Origin of the sequence: Mesorhizobium sp. B2-1-3A (genome assembly GCF_006442655.1) — a bacterium.
Lineage (GTDB): Bacteria > Pseudomonadota > Alphaproteobacteria > Rhizobiales > Rhizobiaceae > Mesorhizobium.
In genome coordinates this window covers 81,427-97,341 of sequence record NZ_VFWK01000003.1, presented here as the reverse complement: position 1 = coordinate 97,341, position 15,915 = coordinate 81,427, and the positions used below count along the sequence as shown (strand labels likewise).

19 protein-coding genes are annotated in these 15,915 nt (G+C 63.0%); 6 read left to right on the top strand and 13 right to left on the bottom strand.

Annotated elements, in window-relative coordinates; translation table 11 throughout:
• Window positions 1-81 precede the first annotated feature (81 nt).
• Window positions 82-480, top strand: a complete 399-nt coding sequence (locus FJ977_RS11845; RefSeq protein ID WP_140771593.1) for a helix-turn-helix domain-containing protein — start codon at window positions 82-84, stop codon at window positions 478-480.
• Window positions 481-610: 130 nt separating this feature from the next.
• On the opposite strand, the gene FJ977_RS11840 is transcribed toward FJ977_RS11845, so the two are convergent.
• Entirely contained in the window at window positions 611-988 is a 378-nt protein-coding gene (locus FJ977_RS11840; RefSeq protein ID WP_056578132.1) for a hypothetical protein, read from the bottom strand.
• A 451-nt stretch (window positions 989-1,439) separates the two neighbouring features.
• Between FJ977_RS11840 and ctrA the strand changes: the two genes are divergently transcribed.
• Window positions 1,440-2,135: a cell cycle two-component system response regulator CtrA gene (ctrA, locus tag FJ977_RS11835; RefSeq protein WP_006203583.1), complete on the top strand. Its 696-nt coding sequence runs from the start codon at window positions 1,440-1,442 to the stop codon at window positions 2,133-2,135.
• 173 nt (window positions 2,136-2,308) lie between these two features.
• On the opposite strand, the gene FJ977_RS11830 is transcribed toward ctrA, so the two are convergent.
• From FJ977_RS11830 to FJ977_RS11820, 3 genes are all read right to left on the bottom strand, one after another.
• On the bottom strand, window positions 2,309-2,677 hold the full coding sequence (locus FJ977_RS11830; RefSeq protein WP_140607090.1) for a response regulator: 369 nt from the start codon (window positions 2,675-2,677) through the stop codon (window positions 2,309-2,311).
• 223 nt (window positions 2,678-2,900) lie between these two features.
• Complete coding sequence (locus tag FJ977_RS11825) at window positions 2,901-3,530, bottom strand: histidine phosphotransferase family protein (RefSeq protein ID WP_019860754.1); 630 nt, start codon at window positions 3,528-3,530, stop codon at window positions 2,901-2,903.
• On the bottom strand, window positions 3,499-3,798 hold the full coding sequence (locus FJ977_RS11820) for a hypothetical protein (RefSeq protein ID WP_140771591.1): 300 nt from the start codon (window positions 3,796-3,798) through the stop codon (window positions 3,499-3,501). The genes FJ977_RS11825 and FJ977_RS11820 overlap by 32 nt, the downstream gene beginning before the upstream one ends.
• Before the next feature lie 119 nt (window positions 3,799-3,917).
• On the opposite strand from FJ977_RS11820, the gene FJ977_RS11815 reads away from it, so the two are divergent.
• Both FJ977_RS11815 and FJ977_RS11810 read left to right on the top strand, forming a co-directional pair.
• Window positions 3,918-4,454 carry an EipA family protein gene (locus tag FJ977_RS11815; protein WP_224518884.1) on the top strand — a complete coding sequence of 179 codons (537 nt, stop codon included), beginning with the start codon at window positions 3,918-3,920 and terminating at the stop codon, window positions 4,452-4,454.
• A 159-nt stretch (window positions 4,455-4,613) separates the two neighbouring features.
• Window positions 4,614-5,765, top strand: coding sequence for a hypothetical protein (locus tag FJ977_RS11810; protein ID WP_140771587.1), 1,152 nt, complete (start codon window positions 4,614-4,616; stop codon window positions 5,763-5,765).
• 30 nt (window positions 5,766-5,795) lie between these two features.
• Here the strand turns inward: FJ977_RS11810 and FJ977_RS11805 are convergent, their stop codons facing one another.
• The 5 genes from FJ977_RS11805 to FJ977_RS11785 all read right to left on the bottom strand — a co-directional run bounded on the left by FJ977_RS11805 (window position 5,796) and on the right by FJ977_RS11785 (window position 9,531).
• On the bottom strand, window positions 5,796-6,593 hold the full coding sequence (locus FJ977_RS11805; protein WP_140771585.1) for an RNA methyltransferase: 798 nt from the start codon (window positions 6,591-6,593) through the stop codon (window positions 5,796-5,798).
• Window positions 6,594-6,696: 103 nt separating this feature from the next.
• A complete protein-coding gene (locus FJ977_RS11800) occupies window positions 6,697-7,041 on the bottom strand; it encodes a metalloregulator ArsR/SmtB family transcription factor (protein ID WP_056578376.1) in 345 nt (114 codons plus the stop codon).
• A 155-nt stretch (window positions 7,042-7,196) separates the two neighbouring features.
• Entirely contained in the window at window positions 7,197-7,976 is a 780-nt protein-coding gene (locus tag FJ977_RS11795; RefSeq protein WP_140771583.1) for a HugZ family protein, read from the bottom strand.
• Between the two features lie 144 nt (window positions 7,977-8,120).
• Window positions 8,121-8,882, bottom strand: coding sequence for a 3-hydroxyacyl-CoA dehydrogenase (locus FJ977_RS11790; protein ID WP_140771581.1), 762 nt, complete (start codon window positions 8,880-8,882; stop codon window positions 8,121-8,123).
• Window positions 8,883-9,006: 124 nt separating this feature from the next.
• Window positions 9,007-9,531, bottom strand: coding sequence for an N-acetyltransferase (locus tag FJ977_RS11785; RefSeq protein ID WP_140771579.1), 525 nt, complete (start codon window positions 9,529-9,531; stop codon window positions 9,007-9,009).
• A gap of 265 nt (window positions 9,532-9,796) precedes the next feature.
• On the opposite strand from FJ977_RS11785, the gene FJ977_RS11780 reads away from it, so the two are divergent.
• Window positions 9,797-10,786 carry a glutathione S-transferase family protein gene (locus FJ977_RS11780; protein WP_140771577.1) on the top strand — a complete coding sequence of 330 codons (990 nt, stop codon included), beginning with the start codon at window positions 9,797-9,799 and terminating at the stop codon, window positions 10,784-10,786.
• A gap of 1 nt (window position 10,787) precedes the next feature.
• Here FJ977_RS11780 and FJ977_RS11775 read toward each other — a convergent pair whose 3' ends face one another.
• A complete protein-coding gene (locus tag FJ977_RS11775; protein ID WP_140771575.1) occupies window positions 10,788-11,282 on the bottom strand; it encodes an NUDIX domain-containing protein in 495 nt (164 codons plus the stop codon).
• 71 nt (window positions 11,283-11,353) lie between these two features.
• On the opposite strand from FJ977_RS11775, the gene FJ977_RS11770 reads away from it, so the two are divergent.
• A complete protein-coding gene (locus FJ977_RS11770; RefSeq protein WP_140772754.1) occupies window positions 11,354-12,283 on the top strand; it encodes a metallophosphoesterase in 930 nt (309 codons plus the stop codon).
• On the opposite strand, the gene FJ977_RS11765 is transcribed toward FJ977_RS11770, so the two are convergent.
• The 3 genes from FJ977_RS11765 to FJ977_RS11755 form a co-directional block, all read right to left on the bottom strand.
• Entirely contained in the window at window positions 12,267-12,881 is a 615-nt protein-coding gene (locus FJ977_RS11765) for a hypothetical protein (protein WP_140771573.1), read from the bottom strand. The genes FJ977_RS11770 and FJ977_RS11765 overlap by 17 nt on opposite strands.
• A 108-nt stretch (window positions 12,882-12,989) precedes the next feature.
• On the bottom strand, window positions 12,990-13,793 hold the full coding sequence (locus FJ977_RS11760; protein ID WP_140771571.1) for an alpha/beta fold hydrolase: 804 nt from the start codon (window positions 13,791-13,793) through the stop codon (window positions 12,990-12,992).
• Window positions 13,794-14,017: 224 nt separating this feature from the next.
• Entirely contained in the window at window positions 14,018-15,781 is a 1,764-nt protein-coding gene (locus FJ977_RS11755) for a hypothetical protein (protein ID WP_140771569.1), read from the bottom strand.
• Between the last annotated feature and the right edge of the window lie 134 nt (window positions 15,782-15,915).

Sequence of the window (15,915 nt, the reverse complement as noted above, 5' to 3'; positions counted from 1 at the left end):
TCCTGCTTGGTTGCTGCCGCTATCATTTGGATAGTAATATTCCCTTGTCCAGTATGTACCTTCTTGATATATAGGTACCTCATGGATAGTGAAGATGCCTCCCCCTTCGGCTATGACGCGTTCCGGCGGACATGTCCGTCGCATACCGTGCTGGAGATGCTGGCCAGCAAATGGGTCTACCTGGTGGTCTGCGCGTTGCGCAAAGGCCGTCTGCGCAATGGCGAGCTTGCCCGCAAGCTCGAAGGCATCACGCCTAAGATGCTGACGCAGACGCTACGCGTGCTGGAGCGTGACGGCCTGGTGCGGCGTGAGATCTTCCCGGTCATTCCGCCGCGCGTCGAATATGAATTGACCGAACTCGGCCAGAACTTGGCGGGACTGCTGACCCAGATCAGGGCCTGGGCGGAACAGCACGCCCCAGACATCAAGGATGCGCGAGCCAGGGCGATTGCGGCGAATGAAGGGGAATGGGCCGCCTAGGGCAGCTCGCCGTTTCCCGGAAACCGCATTCTTTCTTGTTTTTACGCAAGTCCGTACAGAAAACCGCCAGGCACTTTCCTGGAATTGCTCCAGCTACGCGCCCGCGGACATGCCGACGATCTCGGCCTGTTCAACCGATCATGGCGCTGCGGCCGCCGGTCTCGGCTTCGCGAATCTTGGTGTCGCGCGATTCCAGCATTTCGGCCTTGGAAAGCTCCGCTTCAGCTTCGCCGAGTAGTGATTCGGCAGCGCTTCGCTGTTGTGCGAGGTCGCTTTGCGAATTTCTGAGGTTGTCGCGGCGCAAGCGTGCCGCCTTGGCGAAGGTCGGATAGGCGAAATGATTGATGTCGGTGATGCCGGCTTTCTTTTCCTCGGCGGTGATTTGAAGCTCCAGTTCGACGGCCATGCGTTCGAACTCGGCGATCATCATGTCGAGTTGCAGCAGCTGCCGCCGCTTCTCATTCACCTGAAACTGTTTCAGCCGAACGAGGTTTTCACGTGACTTCATGATTCGGTACTCCCGGAAACGCACACCCGCACATATCGTCCAAACCACCTGGAAACGCCCAGGCGTTGCCCGTGTCCACCGGCTTTCCCCGAACTATGGGAAACAAAACCCTAAAGTTTTTTGCCGGCGGTAACCATTCGTTTACGGGCATTGTTAATCATACGGGTCAGGGCTTAAGGCCGGGTAAAAATTCCGGTCGCCGAAGCGAAGGCGCGTCGATGAGTCCCTGGAGTCGCTTAGTCCAGGTTATTAATGTGTTGCATTAGGAATTTGGGTCTAGGATTCGTTATTAGATTCAAGAGGGTGTAGAAAGGGGTTAAAAAATCTGATACCGTCATGGACGGGAAATTAGGTTTTGTTAACCATTCGATGGCAGCCTCTGCACAAGGCAACCACTGCTCCGGGGCAGGACGGGTCGTGAAATGGTCCGGCAGCAGAAAAGGGGAATGAAATGCGTGTTCTGCTGATAGAAGATGACAGTGCAACCGCACAAAGCATCGAACTGATGCTGAAATCGGAAAGTTTCAATGTCTATACGACGGACCTCGGCGAAGAGGGTGTCGATCTGGGCAAACTCTACGACTACGACATCATCCTTCTCGATCTCAACCTGCCCGATATGTCCGGCTACGAGGTCTTGAGAACGCTTCGTCTCTCCAAGGTGAAGACGCCTATCCTCATCCTCTCCGGCATGGCCGGCATCGAGGACAAGGTCCGCGGCCTGGGCTTCGGTGCCGACGACTACATGACCAAGCCGTTCCACAAGGACGAGCTGGTGGCGCGCATCCACGCCATCGTGCGGCGCTCCAAGGGCCACGCCCAGTCGGTCATCACCACTGGTGACCTGGTGGTCAACCTCGACGCCAAGACCGTTGAGGTCGGCGGCCAGCGCGTGCACCTGACCGGCAAGGAATACCAGATGCTGGAGCTGCTCTCGCTGCGCAAGGGCACCACGCTCACCAAGGAAATGTTCCTCAACCATCTCTATGGCGGCATGGACGAGCCGGAGCTGAAGATCATCGACGTCTTCATCTGCAAGCTGCGCAAGAAGCTCGACGCCGCGTCCGGTGGCCAGAACTACATCGAGACGGTCTGGGGCCGCGGCTATGTGCTGCGTGAACCCGAGGACATCCGCGTCAGCGCCTGAGCCGACCGACTATTGCCATCTTCGACAAAAAACCCGGCTTCGGCCGGGTTTTTGCGTCAGCGATCGCAATGACGGGCTGCCAGAGCAATTCCAGGAAACGGTTTCCCGTCCGGAATTGCATGCAAAACAATGAGATGGAGCAGTTCGGCGGTTCCGTGAACCGTTCCGGCGTCTCAGGCCGCGATCTTCAGCGTGCGAAAGCGCTCAAGCAACTGGGGGCGGTTGAACGGCTTCAGGAGATAGCCCTGGGCGCCTGCGCGCTTGGCCCGCATGATCGACGCGATATCGAGTTCGACCAGCGAGATCAGGATCTGCGGCTTTATCGGGCTCTCCATGGCGCGTACGCGGCGGATGAGGTCGACCGCCTGGACATCCGGCAGGGCACCGTCGACGACGATGATGTCGGGCATGTCGGCGGCGCACATCTCCAGTGCATCAAGCCCGCTGGCCGCTTCGATGACCACCATGTCGGAACCGCCCAGGATGCGTTTTGCAACCTTCCTGATGACGCTTGAATCGTCGACGAACATGCAGCGTTTCATTCCGGGTCCTCTTTGCCCTTGGGCAATCCGGTCGTGCGGGGCATCTGCTGCGCACCCTAGACCAATCTGGTAAAGAACCCGGAAAGCCATTGGGTAAAATTTTTGCAAAGATGCGTTTGAGAGGCTTTTCTTTGCGGATGCTTCGATGGCGCTCCCAGTCGAGCCGTCACGACAATATTACGCTGCTGAAATACTTTGCCCTGCCGGCAAGTCGGCAGGCCGCTCAGGCCGCCGAAAGTACGATTTCTTCCGCCGTCGCGTGGATCGATATCGTCATGCCGGCCTCGCGGGCCAGAAGCAGCGTGTAGTAGGGCTGCACCGAATGCGCATCGATCGGCTCTTCCGGCTTGTGGCCGGAATGCAGTTCGAGGAATTTCGGCGGCACGCGCAGCATCGGGCCGCTTGCCGACAGGGAAATGCGCGGCTCGGTTTCGAGATTCTCGAGGGTGACGACCAGCTTGCCGCCACGCGGAATGGCGGCATTGGCGACCAGGATCAGGTTGAGCAGCAGCTTGACCTTGTTCTTGGGCAGCAGCGCGCGCGCCCCGTTCCAGGTCAGTTCCGGCTTTTCATTCTTGAGAAAGGCGATCGCCACCGCTTCGGCGTCGCCGGTGTCGATCAGCATGCCGGCCGAACCGGCCGCGCCGAAGGCGATGCGGGCGAACTGCAGCCGGGCCGAGGCGTTCTTGGCGCTCTGGCGGATGAGCCGCATGGCGTCTTCGTCGGCGCCGCCCTCGTCGAGCAGTTCAAGCCCGTTGTTGATCGCGCCGACCGGCGAGATGATGTCGTGGCAGACGCGGCTGCACAGAAGCGCCGCCAGGTCAGGCGCGGAAAGGGTGAACAGATCGGCCATCGGTGAAAATCCCTGCAAAATTCCACAATTCGCGGCCGAGCGATTGATTATCGCGCCTGCGCACACGAATCATGCTCCAACCCGAGGCTTTCTGAATACACAGCACTCGTAGGTACAGCAACAAACCCAAAATTGTCGTCTGGCAAATGGCGTGTTCGCGCAGGCCGCCGGCGCCGCGCGACCCCAAAGCCAGCCTTCGAACCGCCATCTTCCTGTGGGAGTTAATGGTTGAAAAAGAATTACGGCATAGTTTGCCCTTAACTGTCATCCTTAACGGCCGCCTAAAGAGCCGGACCGGATGCGAGGCGTCGGCGAAAGTGCTCCATGACGGAGATTGGAAGCATGTTTTCCCGAATCTATGACCGGAGTGTCCTCCGTGTCCTCTCAATGGCGATCACGCTCATGGGCGTCCTCGTCTTCTCGACTTCAGCCCTGCGGGCTCAGGAATATACCGCTCAGGAGATTGTCGATTCCGGTCACAAGTTCTTCGGCGCGACATCGGGTGGACTCGCCACGGTCGTGGAGAAGATCTTCGCCTCCTACGGCTTGCCCAATGGCTATCTCCTCGGTGAGGAGGGGTCGGGTGCGCTGATCGGCGGCCTGACCTATGGCGAAGGCACGCTCTACACCAAGAATGCCGGCGACCACAAAGTGTTCTGGCAAGGCCCGTCGCTGGGCTGGGATTTCGGCGGCGAGGGCTCCCGGGTGATGATGCTGGTCTACAATCTCGACGATGTCGGCAACCTCTACAACCGCTATGGCGGCGTGGCCGGTTCGGCCTATGTGGTGGCGGGTGTCGGCTTCAACGTACTGAAGAACAACAATGTGCTTCTGGTGCCGATCCGCACCGGTGTCGGCGCCCGGCTCGGCGTCAATCTCGGCTACCTGAAGCTGACCGAGCGGGCGACCTGGAATCCGTTCTGATTCCAGTTCGCCGTGACCGCAATGCCGGCTTTTCCGTGGGAATTGTAGGTCCGTGATGCTCCATGCGCCGCGGCAGGCTCTTGCCGCCGCGCCGGATTTCCGCCATGCCAATATGATGCGGTCCAGTCCAGGTGGTTGCCGCCGATAGCGGGTTGTCTTTTGGTTCAGTCGGTCCTGTTCTTTGCCCTCGGCTTTCTCTGCGCCGGCTTTCTGGCGCTGATCGTGGCCCCGGCCGTCTGGCGGCGTGCGGTCTCCCTGACCCGCAGGCGCATCGAGGCCTCTATTCCGCTGACGCAGGCCGAGATCCAGGCCGACAAGGACCGGATCCGGGCCGAGTACGCCATGTCGACACGCCGCCTCGAGATGAACGTCACGGCGTTGCGCGAGAAGGCGGCCGAACAACTCGTCGAGATCAGTCGCGGCCGCGAGGCGTTGAAGGGGCTGGCGGTCGAGCGCACGGACAAGAATCACGCGCTCGCGGAACTCGGCGCCAAAAGCGAAGCATTGCGGCAACGCGAAGAGGAACTGCACCAGCTTTCGGAGCGGCTCAAGGAAACCGAGCGCAAGCTGGAGAGGCGGGCGCTCGAACTCGAAAAGCTGGAGCACATGTACGACGATGCCAGTTTTTCCTCCAGCAGCCGGCAAATCGAGCTCGTGGCGCGCGAGTCCGAATTGCAGAAGCTCGCCAGCGACATCTCGCTGCTGCGCGGCCAGCGCAAGGAAGCGGATCGGCGTCATCAGGAAATCGCGGCCGAAAGCAAGGCCGCGCGCGATGCCCTGAAGGCGGAGAAGAAAAGGGCGGCCGAACTCGACAAGAAGGTCGAACGGCTGCTGGCGACGCTCGCCGACCGCGAGGACAAGCTCGACCGTCGCGAGAAGGAACTGGTGCGGCTGCGCGAAAAGGCGAAGGGCGAGGACGGCGCACCGGCCTTGCGAGTGGTCGGCAGGCCGGATGACGCGGCAAGGGATGACGAGGCCAAGAGGCGCGACGACCTGGACCAGGCGATCGCCAAGCTCGACAGCGATCGCGGACGGCTGGAGGCCAGGCTGACGGCGCTGGCGCGCGAGAACAAGCGGCTCAAGGCGGATCTCGGCGCCGTGGCATCGTCTGGTTCGGTGAATGGCAGTGCCGCGCTGCGCGAGCAGATGAACGAGTTGGCGGCTGAAGTCGTCCACCTGACGGCCAAGCTCGAGGGACCCGATTCGCCGATCGCGAAAGCGCTGGCGGGCCCGCAGGACAGCCGATCCGACGGCGGCGACCTCAGTCTCGCCGACCGCGTGCGGGCCTTGCAGAAAGCGGCCACGAACTAAGGTGGCGGCCACAGTCGTGCTCGTGCTGCTCTAACGGTGTGAGAAATGATGCAGGGCGATGGCCGAGGCGGCGGCGACGTTCAGGCTGTCGAAGCCTTTCGACATTGTGATCCGCACGGTCTGCAGGCTGGCTAGCAGGTTTTCGGGCAGGCCTTCGCCCTCGGTGCCGAGATAAAGCGCCAGGCGTTCGGCCGGCCTTGCATCGCGCATGTCGGTTCGTCCGCGCGGCGACAGGGCGAATTGTTCAAAGCCCCGTTCGGCGAGCGTTGCGACAAAGCCAGGGGCGTCGCTGAAGGATGCGAACGGGATCTTGAGCGCGGCGCCGACAGAAACGCGAATCGCCTTGCGGTACAGCGGATCGCAGCATGTCGCGTCCATGAGCACCGCATCGGCGCCGAAGGCGGCGGCATTGCGAAAGATCGAACCCATATTGTCGTGGTTGGCGATGCCGACAAGCACCACCACCAGGGCTCGGCCGGGCAAGGCATCCAGCAATGCCCCGGCCGCTTGCGGCGTCTGCTTGCGGCCGATGGCCAGGATGCCGCGATGCATGTGGAAGCCGGCGATCGCGTCCATCACCGCACCGGTGACGACGAAAACCGGCAGGTCCACCGGCGCCTTGTACAGGATGTCGCTGAGGCCGCCGAGCCGGTTTTCCAGGACCAGGACGGATTCGGCGCCGAAGCGGCCGGACGACAGAAGCAGGTCGAGCACCACCTTGCCTTCGGCGACGAAACGCCCTTGCCGGCCGGCGAGATCGCGTTCGCGGATATCAAGATAGGCGGCGACCCTGGGATCGCCCGGATCTTCGATGCGAATTGGGTCCATATCCTCCGCTCAAACATCAAGAGCGTGGTTTGTGCGTCGAGGACGGCGCGCAAGCCATGTTCCGGAAATCGTCAGCGAGGTAGACGGCCGCAGCCGCGTCCGGTCAAGTGCCGGCGCGGCGCAATCTCTGTGCCATCTGGGACAGATCCTCCTTGCCGCCGCCGAAAATACCATCCAGCACGACAAGCAACTCCCGCACCGCATCGGAGTTGCAGGAGTAGTAGATCATCTGGCGGTCGCGGCGGGTTTCCACAAGGTCGAGCGCCCGCAACTTGGCCAGATGCTGCGAGAGGGCGGATTGGCTGAGCATCACCTTTTCGGCGATAGCGCCGACCGACATTTCACCGTCGATCAGATGGCTCATGATCAACAACCGTTTTTCGTTGCCCATCAGCATCAGAAATTCGGCAGCCGATTCGGCGTTGGCGATTAGCTTTGTCGAGACCATGAATGCCCCATGCTGTTTGCTCATCGAGGCGCCATGGGGGCAATGGTGCCTGAATCCATAAATTCAATAGCGAAAGGCAACCGACGAGTCAGCGCCCTTCACAAAGGGTAGAACATTTCTTTCAAATCTCAAGTGTTGCTTTCGATCAAATGCAATTAAGTTTCGTTGGTTGCCTGCCCGGCAGCCCGGCCGCTCCTGGCCATGGCGACCAGAACGGGTCGCAGGTCCCGCGCTGCCACCAGGGGTTGCGGAAAGAATACCCGGCAAACATTGTCTTTAGACACCAAATCCATGCCATCGGCGTCCAAACCCGCGATGCTCCAGCCGTCGCCAGATGCCCCGGCATAGTGATGCGCATAAACCGCGATCGCGTCGAGATGGTCCGCATTCATGTGCTCGACGGCGGATTGTTCGCTCGCCGCAAGCTCTTCGACGATGGGCCCGCTGGTGACGAGATCGGAGCGATCGAGCAGGTAGGCCTTGCCGAAACCGCCATTGAGGCTGGCGCGCTCCGGCTCGAGGCGAAAGATCGAGAAGTCGCCGAGCCCGGCATAGAGGCTCGCCTTGGGATTGCGGTTGAGATAGCGGCGCTCGGCACGGGCATGCGCGTCAGAGCCGCGCTCCAGCCGCGACGCCCGGCAGATCAGGGTCAGGCGCGGATGCGCCAGCGGGTCGCCCTTGCCGGGCTCGCCGAGCAGCAGGGAACAGCGTGGATCGGCAAGGATGGCAGGCGTATGCGCCGAGAGCATCGAGACCAGGATCAGCGGCGCGCCGTCGATGTCGGTGGCGACGCCGACCCGGCTTGCCAGCGGCGACCCGGTCTGCGCCTCCAGCACCGCCAGTGCGCCGAACCGGGCACTGCGCAGAAGCGTTTTCGCCAATCGGATTGCCTCGGCGTCGGTCTCGCGGATCACATCCTTCTTTCGGTCGTCCAAGGTTCTCGCCCTGCTAAGTTGATTTTTCCATTCCACTTATCAGACGATGAGGCCTGTTTTGGCAAGTGTTCCATGCATGTCGCCATCCCGGAACTCCCTCGCACCCGTGGCTCGAGGCGTGGGCAGGCTCATGGGCGGCATGCCTTACCTCGGCGCCATGCGGATGGCGCCGTCGAGGCGGATGGTTTCGCCGTTCAGCATCTGGTTTTCTATGATGTGCAGGGCAAGAGCGGCATATTCGGATGGTTCGCCGAGGCGCGACGGGAAGGGCACGGCGGCGCCCAGTGAATCCTGCACGTCCTGCGGCATGCCGGCCATCATCGGGGTCTTGAAGATGCCGGGCGCGATGGTGCAGACCCGAATGCCGGAACGGGCAAGGTCGCGCGCCACCGGCAGCGTCATGCCAACCACGCCGCCCTTGGAGGCGGAGTACGCGGCCTGGCCGATCTGGCCGTCATAGGCGGCGACCGAAGCGGTGTTGACGATGACGCCACGCTCGCCGCCCTGCAGCGGCTCGAGCCTGGCGGCGCGGTCGGCGACGAGGCGGATCATGTTGAAGGTGCCGATCAGGTTGACCTCGATCACCTTGCGGTATTGGTCGAGCGGATGGGGCCCATCCTTGCCGATCGTCTTCACACCAATGGCAATGCCGGCGCAATTGATCAGGATGCGCGGCTCGCCCAGCTTGCTCGCCGTCTCGGCGACGGCCGCAGTGCCACTGTCGGCGCTGCTGACGTCGCATTGCACGGCAATGCCGGCGATGTCGGCCGCGACCTTGGCAGCGCGGTCGATGCCGACGTCGAAGATGGCGACGCGAGCGCCCTTGGCGGCAAGCGCACGCGCCGTTGCCTCACCAAGGCCGGAGCCGCCGCCGGTCACGATCGCGATCTGGCCGTTCGGATTCATGGCGTCATCCTCTCCTAAAGCGGTTCAAGTCCCGTGGGAAAACCGTTTCACATTTTTCCTGGAATTGCTCCAGGAGAACAGGACGGATCAAGGCCCGGATCGAAGGACCAGGTCAAGCCATCGCCTAGACGTGCTCGGCGAGCCTGGCCTGGCTGGCATGGCCGACCTCGCCGGTGAGCCTGGCAACCGCGCCCGGTGTGATCTCGTGCGACAAAAGGCGGTCGAGGTCGACGGGACGCGGCATCGAGATCTGGCCGCGCGGGATGCGCTTGAAGCCGAGCGGCCCGTAATAGGGCTCGTCGCCGACCAGTATGACGGCCGGCGCCCCGGACTTTGCGGCGGCCTCCAGCGCGATCGCTACCAGCCGGCGGCCGATGCCGAGATTCTTGAAGGCCGGCCGCACGGCAAGCGGCCCGAGCATCAGCGCGCGGCCGGCACCGGCGGCAATGCGGGTCATGCGTACCGAGGCGACGACGATATCGCCGTCGACCGCGACAAAGGACAATCCACGCTCATGGCCGCCGGCCTCGCGGATCTTGTAGGCGGCAAGCACGAAACGGCCAGGCCCGAAGGCCTCGTCATTGATGGCTTCGATTTCAGGGTCGTGCGCCGGAGTTTCCGGCAGGTATTTAACGTCGGCAAGGCTCATGGTCTTTGCGTTCCGGTAGAGGAGGAAAGGTTGCTGCGAACGGCAGCATTCGCCAGTCAGCGCTTCAAGCGCGGGCGCCCTTTCGTCGTCGGTCAAACCGGATCAAAGCAAAGTCGGACATGCGGAGTGTCCGCTAGCATCAATTTTCGGCCGCCGCAATCGGCGCCTTCGCTGGCCCTACTGATTGACAATCTGTTCAGCCCTGAATGATTTCCGGCCTGCCGCATCGCGCTCTACATGAGGTGGAAACGCGAAAGGACATCTCATGGGATTGCTGGTCGACGGCAAATGGCAGGACCGCTGGTACGGCACCAAGGAAAGCGGCGGCAAGTTCGTGCGTCCGCAATCGCAATGGCGCGACTGGATCACGCGCGACGGAACGCCCGCCGGAGACCGTGGCCGCGGGTTCAAGGCCGAACCCGGCCGTTATCACCTCTATGTCTCGCTCGCCTGTCCGTGGGCGCACCGGACGCTGATCTTTCGCGCGCTGAAGAAGCTCGAGGGCATCATCTCGGTCTCGGTTGTGCATCATTTCATGGGCGCGAATGGCTGGACGTTTCTTGCCGAAGACGGCGCCACCGGCGACACGCTCTACGGCCTCGATTTCCTGCACGAGATCTATACCAGGGCAGATCCCACCTATTCGGGCCGAGTGACGGTGCCGGTGCTGTGGGACAAGAAGGAGCAGACCATCGTCTCCAATGAGTCTTCCGAAATCATCCGGATGCTCAATTCGGCCTTCGACGAATGGGGTGACGCGAGCCTCGATTTCTATCCTGAAGCGTTGCGGGGCGAGATCGATGCGATCAACGCGCTAGTCTATCCCGCCATCAACAACGGCGTCTACCGTGCGGGCTTCGCCACCACCCAGGCGGCCTATGAGGAAGCGTTCGGCGAGTTGTTTTCGGCGCTCGACACCCTGGAGGATCGCCTTTCCAGGCAACGCTATCTCGCGGGCGATCGCATCACTGAGGCCGACTGGCGGCTGTTCACCACGCTGGTGCGCTTCGACCCAGTCTATGTCGGCCATTTCAAGTGCAATCTGCGCCGCATCGCCGACTATCCGAACCTGTCGAACTATCTGCGCGACCTCTATCAGGTGCCTGGTGTCGCCGGCACGGTGAACCTGCATCACATCAAGGCGCATTATTACGGCAGTCACGAAACGATCAATCCGACACGGATCGTGCCGCTAGGGCCGGAACTGGACTATGGCGCGCCGCATGACCGGGTCCGGTTCGGGGAGCGGGCCTGATCTACCAGTAGGGCGATGTCGACTCACCCCGAAAGACCTCGGCGATGCGCCGCAGCGTCGCCGGCGTTGTGCCTTCCGGCAAGCGATCCAGCGGGAAGAAACCGGCCTCGGCGATCTCGTGGTCCGGCTGCTTCGGCGCGATCTGGCTGAAGTGCTCGATCAGGTAGAGGCCGACATGGTCGCGGCGGCTGGAACGGCGGTTGAAATGCATCGATTTGAGAACCGGCGGCCCGCTCAGCGCGATGTTGCCTTCCTCGGCCAGTTCACGCGCCAGCGCCTCGGCAAGCGTTTCGCCTGTTTCGACGCCGCCGCCGGGAAGCTGCCAGCCCGGCACATAGGTGTGTCGGATGAGGAAAACTGAATTGTTGGCGGCGTCATGGATGAGGCCGCGCACGCCGAGCGTCATTGGCCGCCGCAGCACGAAATAGAGATGGAACAGTCTGGCGCGCAGCCCCGGCCAACCGGTCTGGCGGAAGGCATCTTCCGGATTTGCCATCAGGTGCGAAACCGTGGGTGATAAGGAAACCTTGAGTGGAAAGCGGGGCGCTGGTCGCCTATGAGGGATGGATGTTCAGGCTCGCGCATATTTCCGATGTCCATCTGGGGCCGCTCCCCGATGTATCCTATCGCGATCTCGCCTCCAAGCGCGTGCTCGGCTACGTCAACTGGCAGCGCAACCGCCGCCGCCACATGCATGACGCCGTCATCGATGCCATCACCGCCGATATCAAGGCGCAGAACCCCGACCATCTCGCCGTCACCGGCGACCTGGTCAATCTGGCGCTCGACGGCGAGATCGAGATGGCCAAGCACTGGCTGGAGACGCTGGGATCGCCGCACGATGTTTCGGTGGTTCCGGGAAACCACGACGCCTATGTGCCTGGCGCCTTCGACAAGGTCTGCCGCGCATGGGCGGCCTGGATGAGCGGCGACGGCGTCAACGCACCGGTCGACCGCAACGCATTTCCCTATCTGCGCGTGCGCGGCAATGTCGCGCTGATCGGCGTCTCGACGGCGCGTGCCACGGCCCCTTTCATGGCCAATGGCTTCTTCATGGAGGGGCAGGCGGAGCGGCTCGGCAAGATTCTTCGCGACACGGCCGCGCAAGGCCTGTTTCGCGCGATCATGATCCATCATCCGCCGGTGCGCGGCGCCGTCTCGCAGCACAAGCGGCTGTTCGGCATCGCCCGCTTCCACAAGATCATCCGCCGGCACGGCGCGGAGCTCGTCCTGCACGGACATTCGCATCTACCGTCACTGTTCCAGATCGGCCCGCGCGACGCCAAGGTCCCGGTGGTTGGCGTCGCCGCCGCTGGCCAGGCGCCGGGCGGCAACCATCCGGCGGCACAGTACAATCTGTTCGACATCGATGGCGAAAAGGGCAATTGGCGCATCCGCCTGACGCGGCGCGGCCTGACCGGGCCGGCGATGCCGCCTACCGATCTGCAGACCATGGAACTGGATGTGGAGGCCAGCGCTTCTATTGCCGCAGGCTGAACACCATAGCCACGAGGCGGTCCCAGAACAGGGCAACCGACACCGCCAGGCCGACCAGGGCGCCAGCAGCGACCAGGCCAAGGCCTGACAGGAAGGCCGACCAGCCCTTGCCGCGCGTCGTCGAGCGCAGCGGCGGCTCGGCTTCCGCCACCTGGGCGCGCCTCATGCCGGCGACGGCCGGTTCGGCCCCGCCTTCCATCATCCTTTGCCGCTCGACGATGCGCTCGGCGACATAGCGTGTCACGGAATCGGCAACCGGCTTCATCTCCGTCGATTCGGCAAGCACCACCCGGCCAATACGGGTGTCCTTGAGGAAGCGATAGGTGCGGCGGTCGCGGCCCATCGCGACATGGCTGACGGCGTCGATCCACAGGCGCGGCTGCAGCCCCGAGGAAACGACGAAATCGAAATTGTCCATGTCGGCGGGCACGTCGGCGAAGACAGGCGCAAGCTCGGCTGCCAGGAGATCGAGGCGCATGCGATGCGCCTCGCGCATGTCGACGACGACATCGTCGCGGTCGGCGAAGGCGTTCTTCACATCACGGATGGCATCGGACAGTTTTCTCGACGGATCGATCTTTTCGCCTGCGTCCTTCATCGGCGTCTGCCTCGCGGGGTTGGTTAACACGCAGTTAACACAGCCGCCGGCAAAATGCACTGGCGAGATGGACGGCGCGCGGCGCGGGCACCGTTGCGCGGGAAGAACTCAACCAGTCGCGGTGGCGAGCCTCGGGCGAATGGGCCTGGCGCGACGGTTCATGTTGCGCTGGATGATATCAGCCACCAGATCGGGTGCTTCCTCGACCAGCATATGGCCGGCCTCCAGCACGTGATGCACATGAAAGCGCGCCGGCAGGTCGTCCGCCTGGGTGAAGGGCAGCACCGCGTCATCACTGCCCCACACCACCATCACCGGCATGGCCAGCCTCTCCAACTGGTCGCGCGGGATGACGCCTTGCCGGTCGTCCCTGGTCATGGCGGCGGCGATCTCGACGAGTTTTTCCGGTTGCCCGGGCCGTTTGCGCATGTCGCAGAGGGTGTCGGCAGCGTGATCAAAAGGCGGTGCCCGTGGCCCCGACATGGCAGCAAGGCAGGCGCGGATCTCGGATGGGCTGTGTGCGCCGGCATAGCGGCGCAACAATGGCCCGTTGATTTCCGGGCCGAAGCCACCGGGCGCCAGCAGGGTCAGCGAGGCCACCTTTTCGGGCTCGGCCAGCGCCATCAGGGTCGCCACCGCTCCGCCCATCGAATGGCCAACGAGATGGATCCGTTTGGCCGCGCGCGTCGCAAGATCGGCAAGAACGGCCCTTGCCGCGACCTTTGCGGGCCCGGCGCCCGGAAAATCGAGCGACAGGCCGTGCCCCGGCAAGTCGTAAGCAAGCGTGCGCACGGAAGGCGCGAGCGAGGCCACCACGTCTCGCCAGCCGTCGGAGCAGCCGCCGAAACCGTGCAGCAGGACGATGGTCTTCGAGCCAACACCCTGTTCGGTGGCATGGAGCGATGAGATCATGATCGCGGAAGGTGCTAGATTGCGGGAAAACTCGAAATGTGGCTGGATTGCTCCTTGTCCAGCCGGATGACCAGTAAAGTTTTCGCGACTGGCGCCCGGGCGCGAGCATGCCATTCCATGGCTTCGCCGGCAAAGCCGGCTAAATCAGCGCGATTATGGCTTTATCCGCAGCGCGCGGGCGTCCAACTGTCCCATTGGTCCAAATAGGCCCGGTCTATTGGACATCAGCTGGCGTTGCCGAGTCCGGCGGCGCGCAAGGCGCCGACCAGGCGTTCGGTCAGGTCGGCCGGATATTTTCGGTCGATGAAGGTCGCGCGCGGATTGGCGGCGAATCTCGGAAACTTGGCGCTCAGCTCATCGATCAGCTTTCGCGCTTGACCGTCCTGGCCGGAGATCCTGGCGCCGATCAGCCGGGCGGCGAGATAGTGCGATTTCGTCGCGGTCGTTCGCAGGGCGGAACTGGCGATGGCCGCCTTGTTCGTGTCGCCGAGCATGAGCTCGCCGGCGAACAGCCCGAAGTCCCACCAGGTCGGATGGCCGCTGGAGGCATCCACCGCATGGGCCAGGATCGGCGTCCCCTCGGCGTACCGGCCGGTGAAGATCAGCCCATAGCCATAAGCGGCGGCCATGGCGAGATCGTAGGGGTTGAGGTCATAGGCCTTGCGCATCCAGCGCAGGGCCTCGTCGGCATTGCCTATACGCGAATTGATGTAACCGTAGGAGCGATGCGCATAGGGGCTGGTCGGCCCCATCTGCACGGCGCGATGCGCGAATGTCACCGCCTTCTCTATCGTCGCGTCCGGCGGATAGGCGTAGTGGTCGTTCACTGCCTCCAGATGCAGCGAGGCGAGCTCCGAATAGACCAGCGGCGATCTGGCGCCGTTGTCGGCAAGGGTTTCGAGGCAGCGATAGGCGGCCTCGTGCGTCTTGGCGTTCTGGTCGAGATAATATTTGTCGTTGAGCAACAGGCACTGCGTCAGGGCGGTCTGAATGCCGCTCTGCTCGATGTAGCTGTAGATGGTGCCGGACGCGGGAAGGGCCGAACTCAGTATGCCGGCGATACGGTCCTCGACGGCCGATGGCGCGCTGTCGGCGGTGGTCAGGTTGCGCGACAAAAGCACCCGTCCGGTCGCCACGCTCTGCAATTCGATGGTCACGTCGCCAGCATCCGGTCCAGGCAGGACATCGAAGATGAAGCTTGCCGCGCTGGCGGCCGAATCGGTCTTGTCGACCGTGTCGCGGCCGATGAAGTCGATCGTGTCGAAGCCGCTCAGACCGGCGCGCAGCGCTGCGGCGACGCGGCTGGCGTCGGCGCCGCTGGCCTTGACGGCGATATAGACGAGCGGCAAGGCCTCGCTCGCGGGCGACGATGCGATGCTGCTGGTCAGGCCGGCAGTCTCGACCGCGGCCGGCATGTCGCCGCCCGCGAGCAGCGCGCCGCTGCCCTGACGCATGATCAGAACGCCGAGCATGGCGATGACCAGGGCGATCGCCATCCAGAAGAACCTGAGATGGCGCGCCACCGAGGGGGTGGCAGAAGGTACGGCAGGCAATGCCGCGGCGGGGGCAGGATCATCGGATGGTTCGGACAGAGCGGTCGCCGGTTTGGCCTGTCCGGCAGGCTCAACGGCTTCCGGCAAACGGATCGCGTTGAGCTCATAAGCCGGCACGTAGCCGCCGCGTGGAATGGCGATGCGGACCGGTTCGGCGATGCCCTCATTGGCGAAATACTGCTGTAGCAATTCGCGCAGCCTGCCTGCCTGCACTCGCACCACGGCATCGGTCGACGGATCGAAATCGCCGTCCTTGCCGAAGACATCCATGGCGATGGAAAAGCCCTTGAGCCTGTCGGCTTCGCCGGCCTGCTCGCGTTCGACGAGATAACGGATCAGCTTGCGCGCGCGCTCGGATCTTCCGAACGTTTCGCTGGCAAGCAGTCGCTCCAGTGTCTCGCGCACTGCGGGGGCGGCAGGCGTGGCATGCTGCAAGTGTCGATCCTCTCGAAGTCGGCACAGGTTGAGGCGCGATCATATAGTGCCCGCATCGCCACACAAGTATGCAGCCCTTATGCGATCGCGTACCTAACCGGATAATTTTCCGGTGGTTAATGACCGGGGCCGCC

Bases quoted from the DNA above. Each gene is read 5' to 3' on its own strand.
- FJ977_RS11840 (WP_056578132.1), bottom strand. From the start codon at position 988: ATGAAGTCACGTGAAAACCTCGTTCGGCTGAAACAGTTTCAGGTGAAT.
- FJ977_RS11790 (WP_140771581.1), bottom strand. From the start codon at position 8,882: ATGAATCCGAACGGCCAGATCGCGATCGTGACCGGCGGCGGCTCCGGC.
- FJ977_RS11825 (WP_019860754.1), bottom strand. From the start codon at position 3,530: ATGGCCGATCTGTTCACCCTTTCCGCGCCTGACCTGGCGGCGCTTCTG.
- FJ977_RS11830 (WP_140607090.1), bottom strand. From the start codon at position 2,677: ATGAAACGCTGCATGTTCGTCGACGATTCAAGCGTCATCAGGAAGGTT.
- FJ977_RS11760 (WP_140771571.1), bottom strand. From the start codon at position 13,793: ATGATCTCATCGCTCCATGCCACCGAACAGGGTGTTGGCTCGAAGACC.
- FJ977_RS11805 (WP_140771585.1), bottom strand. From the start codon at position 6,593: ATGGACCCAATTCGCATCGAAGATCCGGGCGATCCCAGGGTCGCCGCC.
- FJ977_RS11800 (WP_056578376.1), bottom strand. From the start codon at position 7,041: ATGGTCTCGACAAAGCTAATCGCCAACGCCGAATCGGCTGCCGAATTT.
- FJ977_RS11815 (WP_224518884.1), top strand. From the start codon at position 3,918: ATGGCGATCACGCTCATGGGCGTCCTCGTCTTCTCGACTTCAGCCCTG.
- FJ977_RS11775 (WP_140771575.1), bottom strand. From the start codon at position 11,282: ATGGCAAATCCGGAAGATGCCTTCCGCCAGACCGGTTGGCCGGGGCTG.
- FJ977_RS11770 (WP_140772754.1), top strand. From the start codon at position 11,354: ATGTTCAGGCTCGCGCATATTTCCGATGTCCATCTGGGGCCGCTCCCC.
- FJ977_RS11765 (WP_140771573.1), bottom strand. From the start codon at position 12,881: ATGAAGGACGCAGGCGAAAAGATCGATCCGTCGAGAAAACTGTCCGAT.
- FJ977_RS11820 (WP_140771591.1), bottom strand. From the start codon at position 3,798: ATGACAGTTAAGGGCAAACTATGCCGTAATTCTTTTTCAACCATTAAC.
- FJ977_RS11785 (WP_140771579.1), bottom strand. From the start codon at position 9,531: ATGAGCCTTGCCGACGTTAAATACCTGCCGGAAACTCCGGCGCACGAC.
- ctrA (WP_006203583.1), top strand. From the start codon at position 1,440: ATGCGTGTTCTGCTGATAGAAGATGACAGTGCAACCGCACAAAGCATC.
- FJ977_RS11780 (WP_140771577.1), top strand. From the start codon at position 9,797: ATGGGATTGCTGGTCGACGGCAAATGGCAGGACCGCTGGTACGGCACC.
- FJ977_RS11845 (WP_140771593.1), top strand. From the start codon at position 82: ATGGATAGTGAAGATGCCTCCCCCTTCGGCTATGACGCGTTCCGGCGG.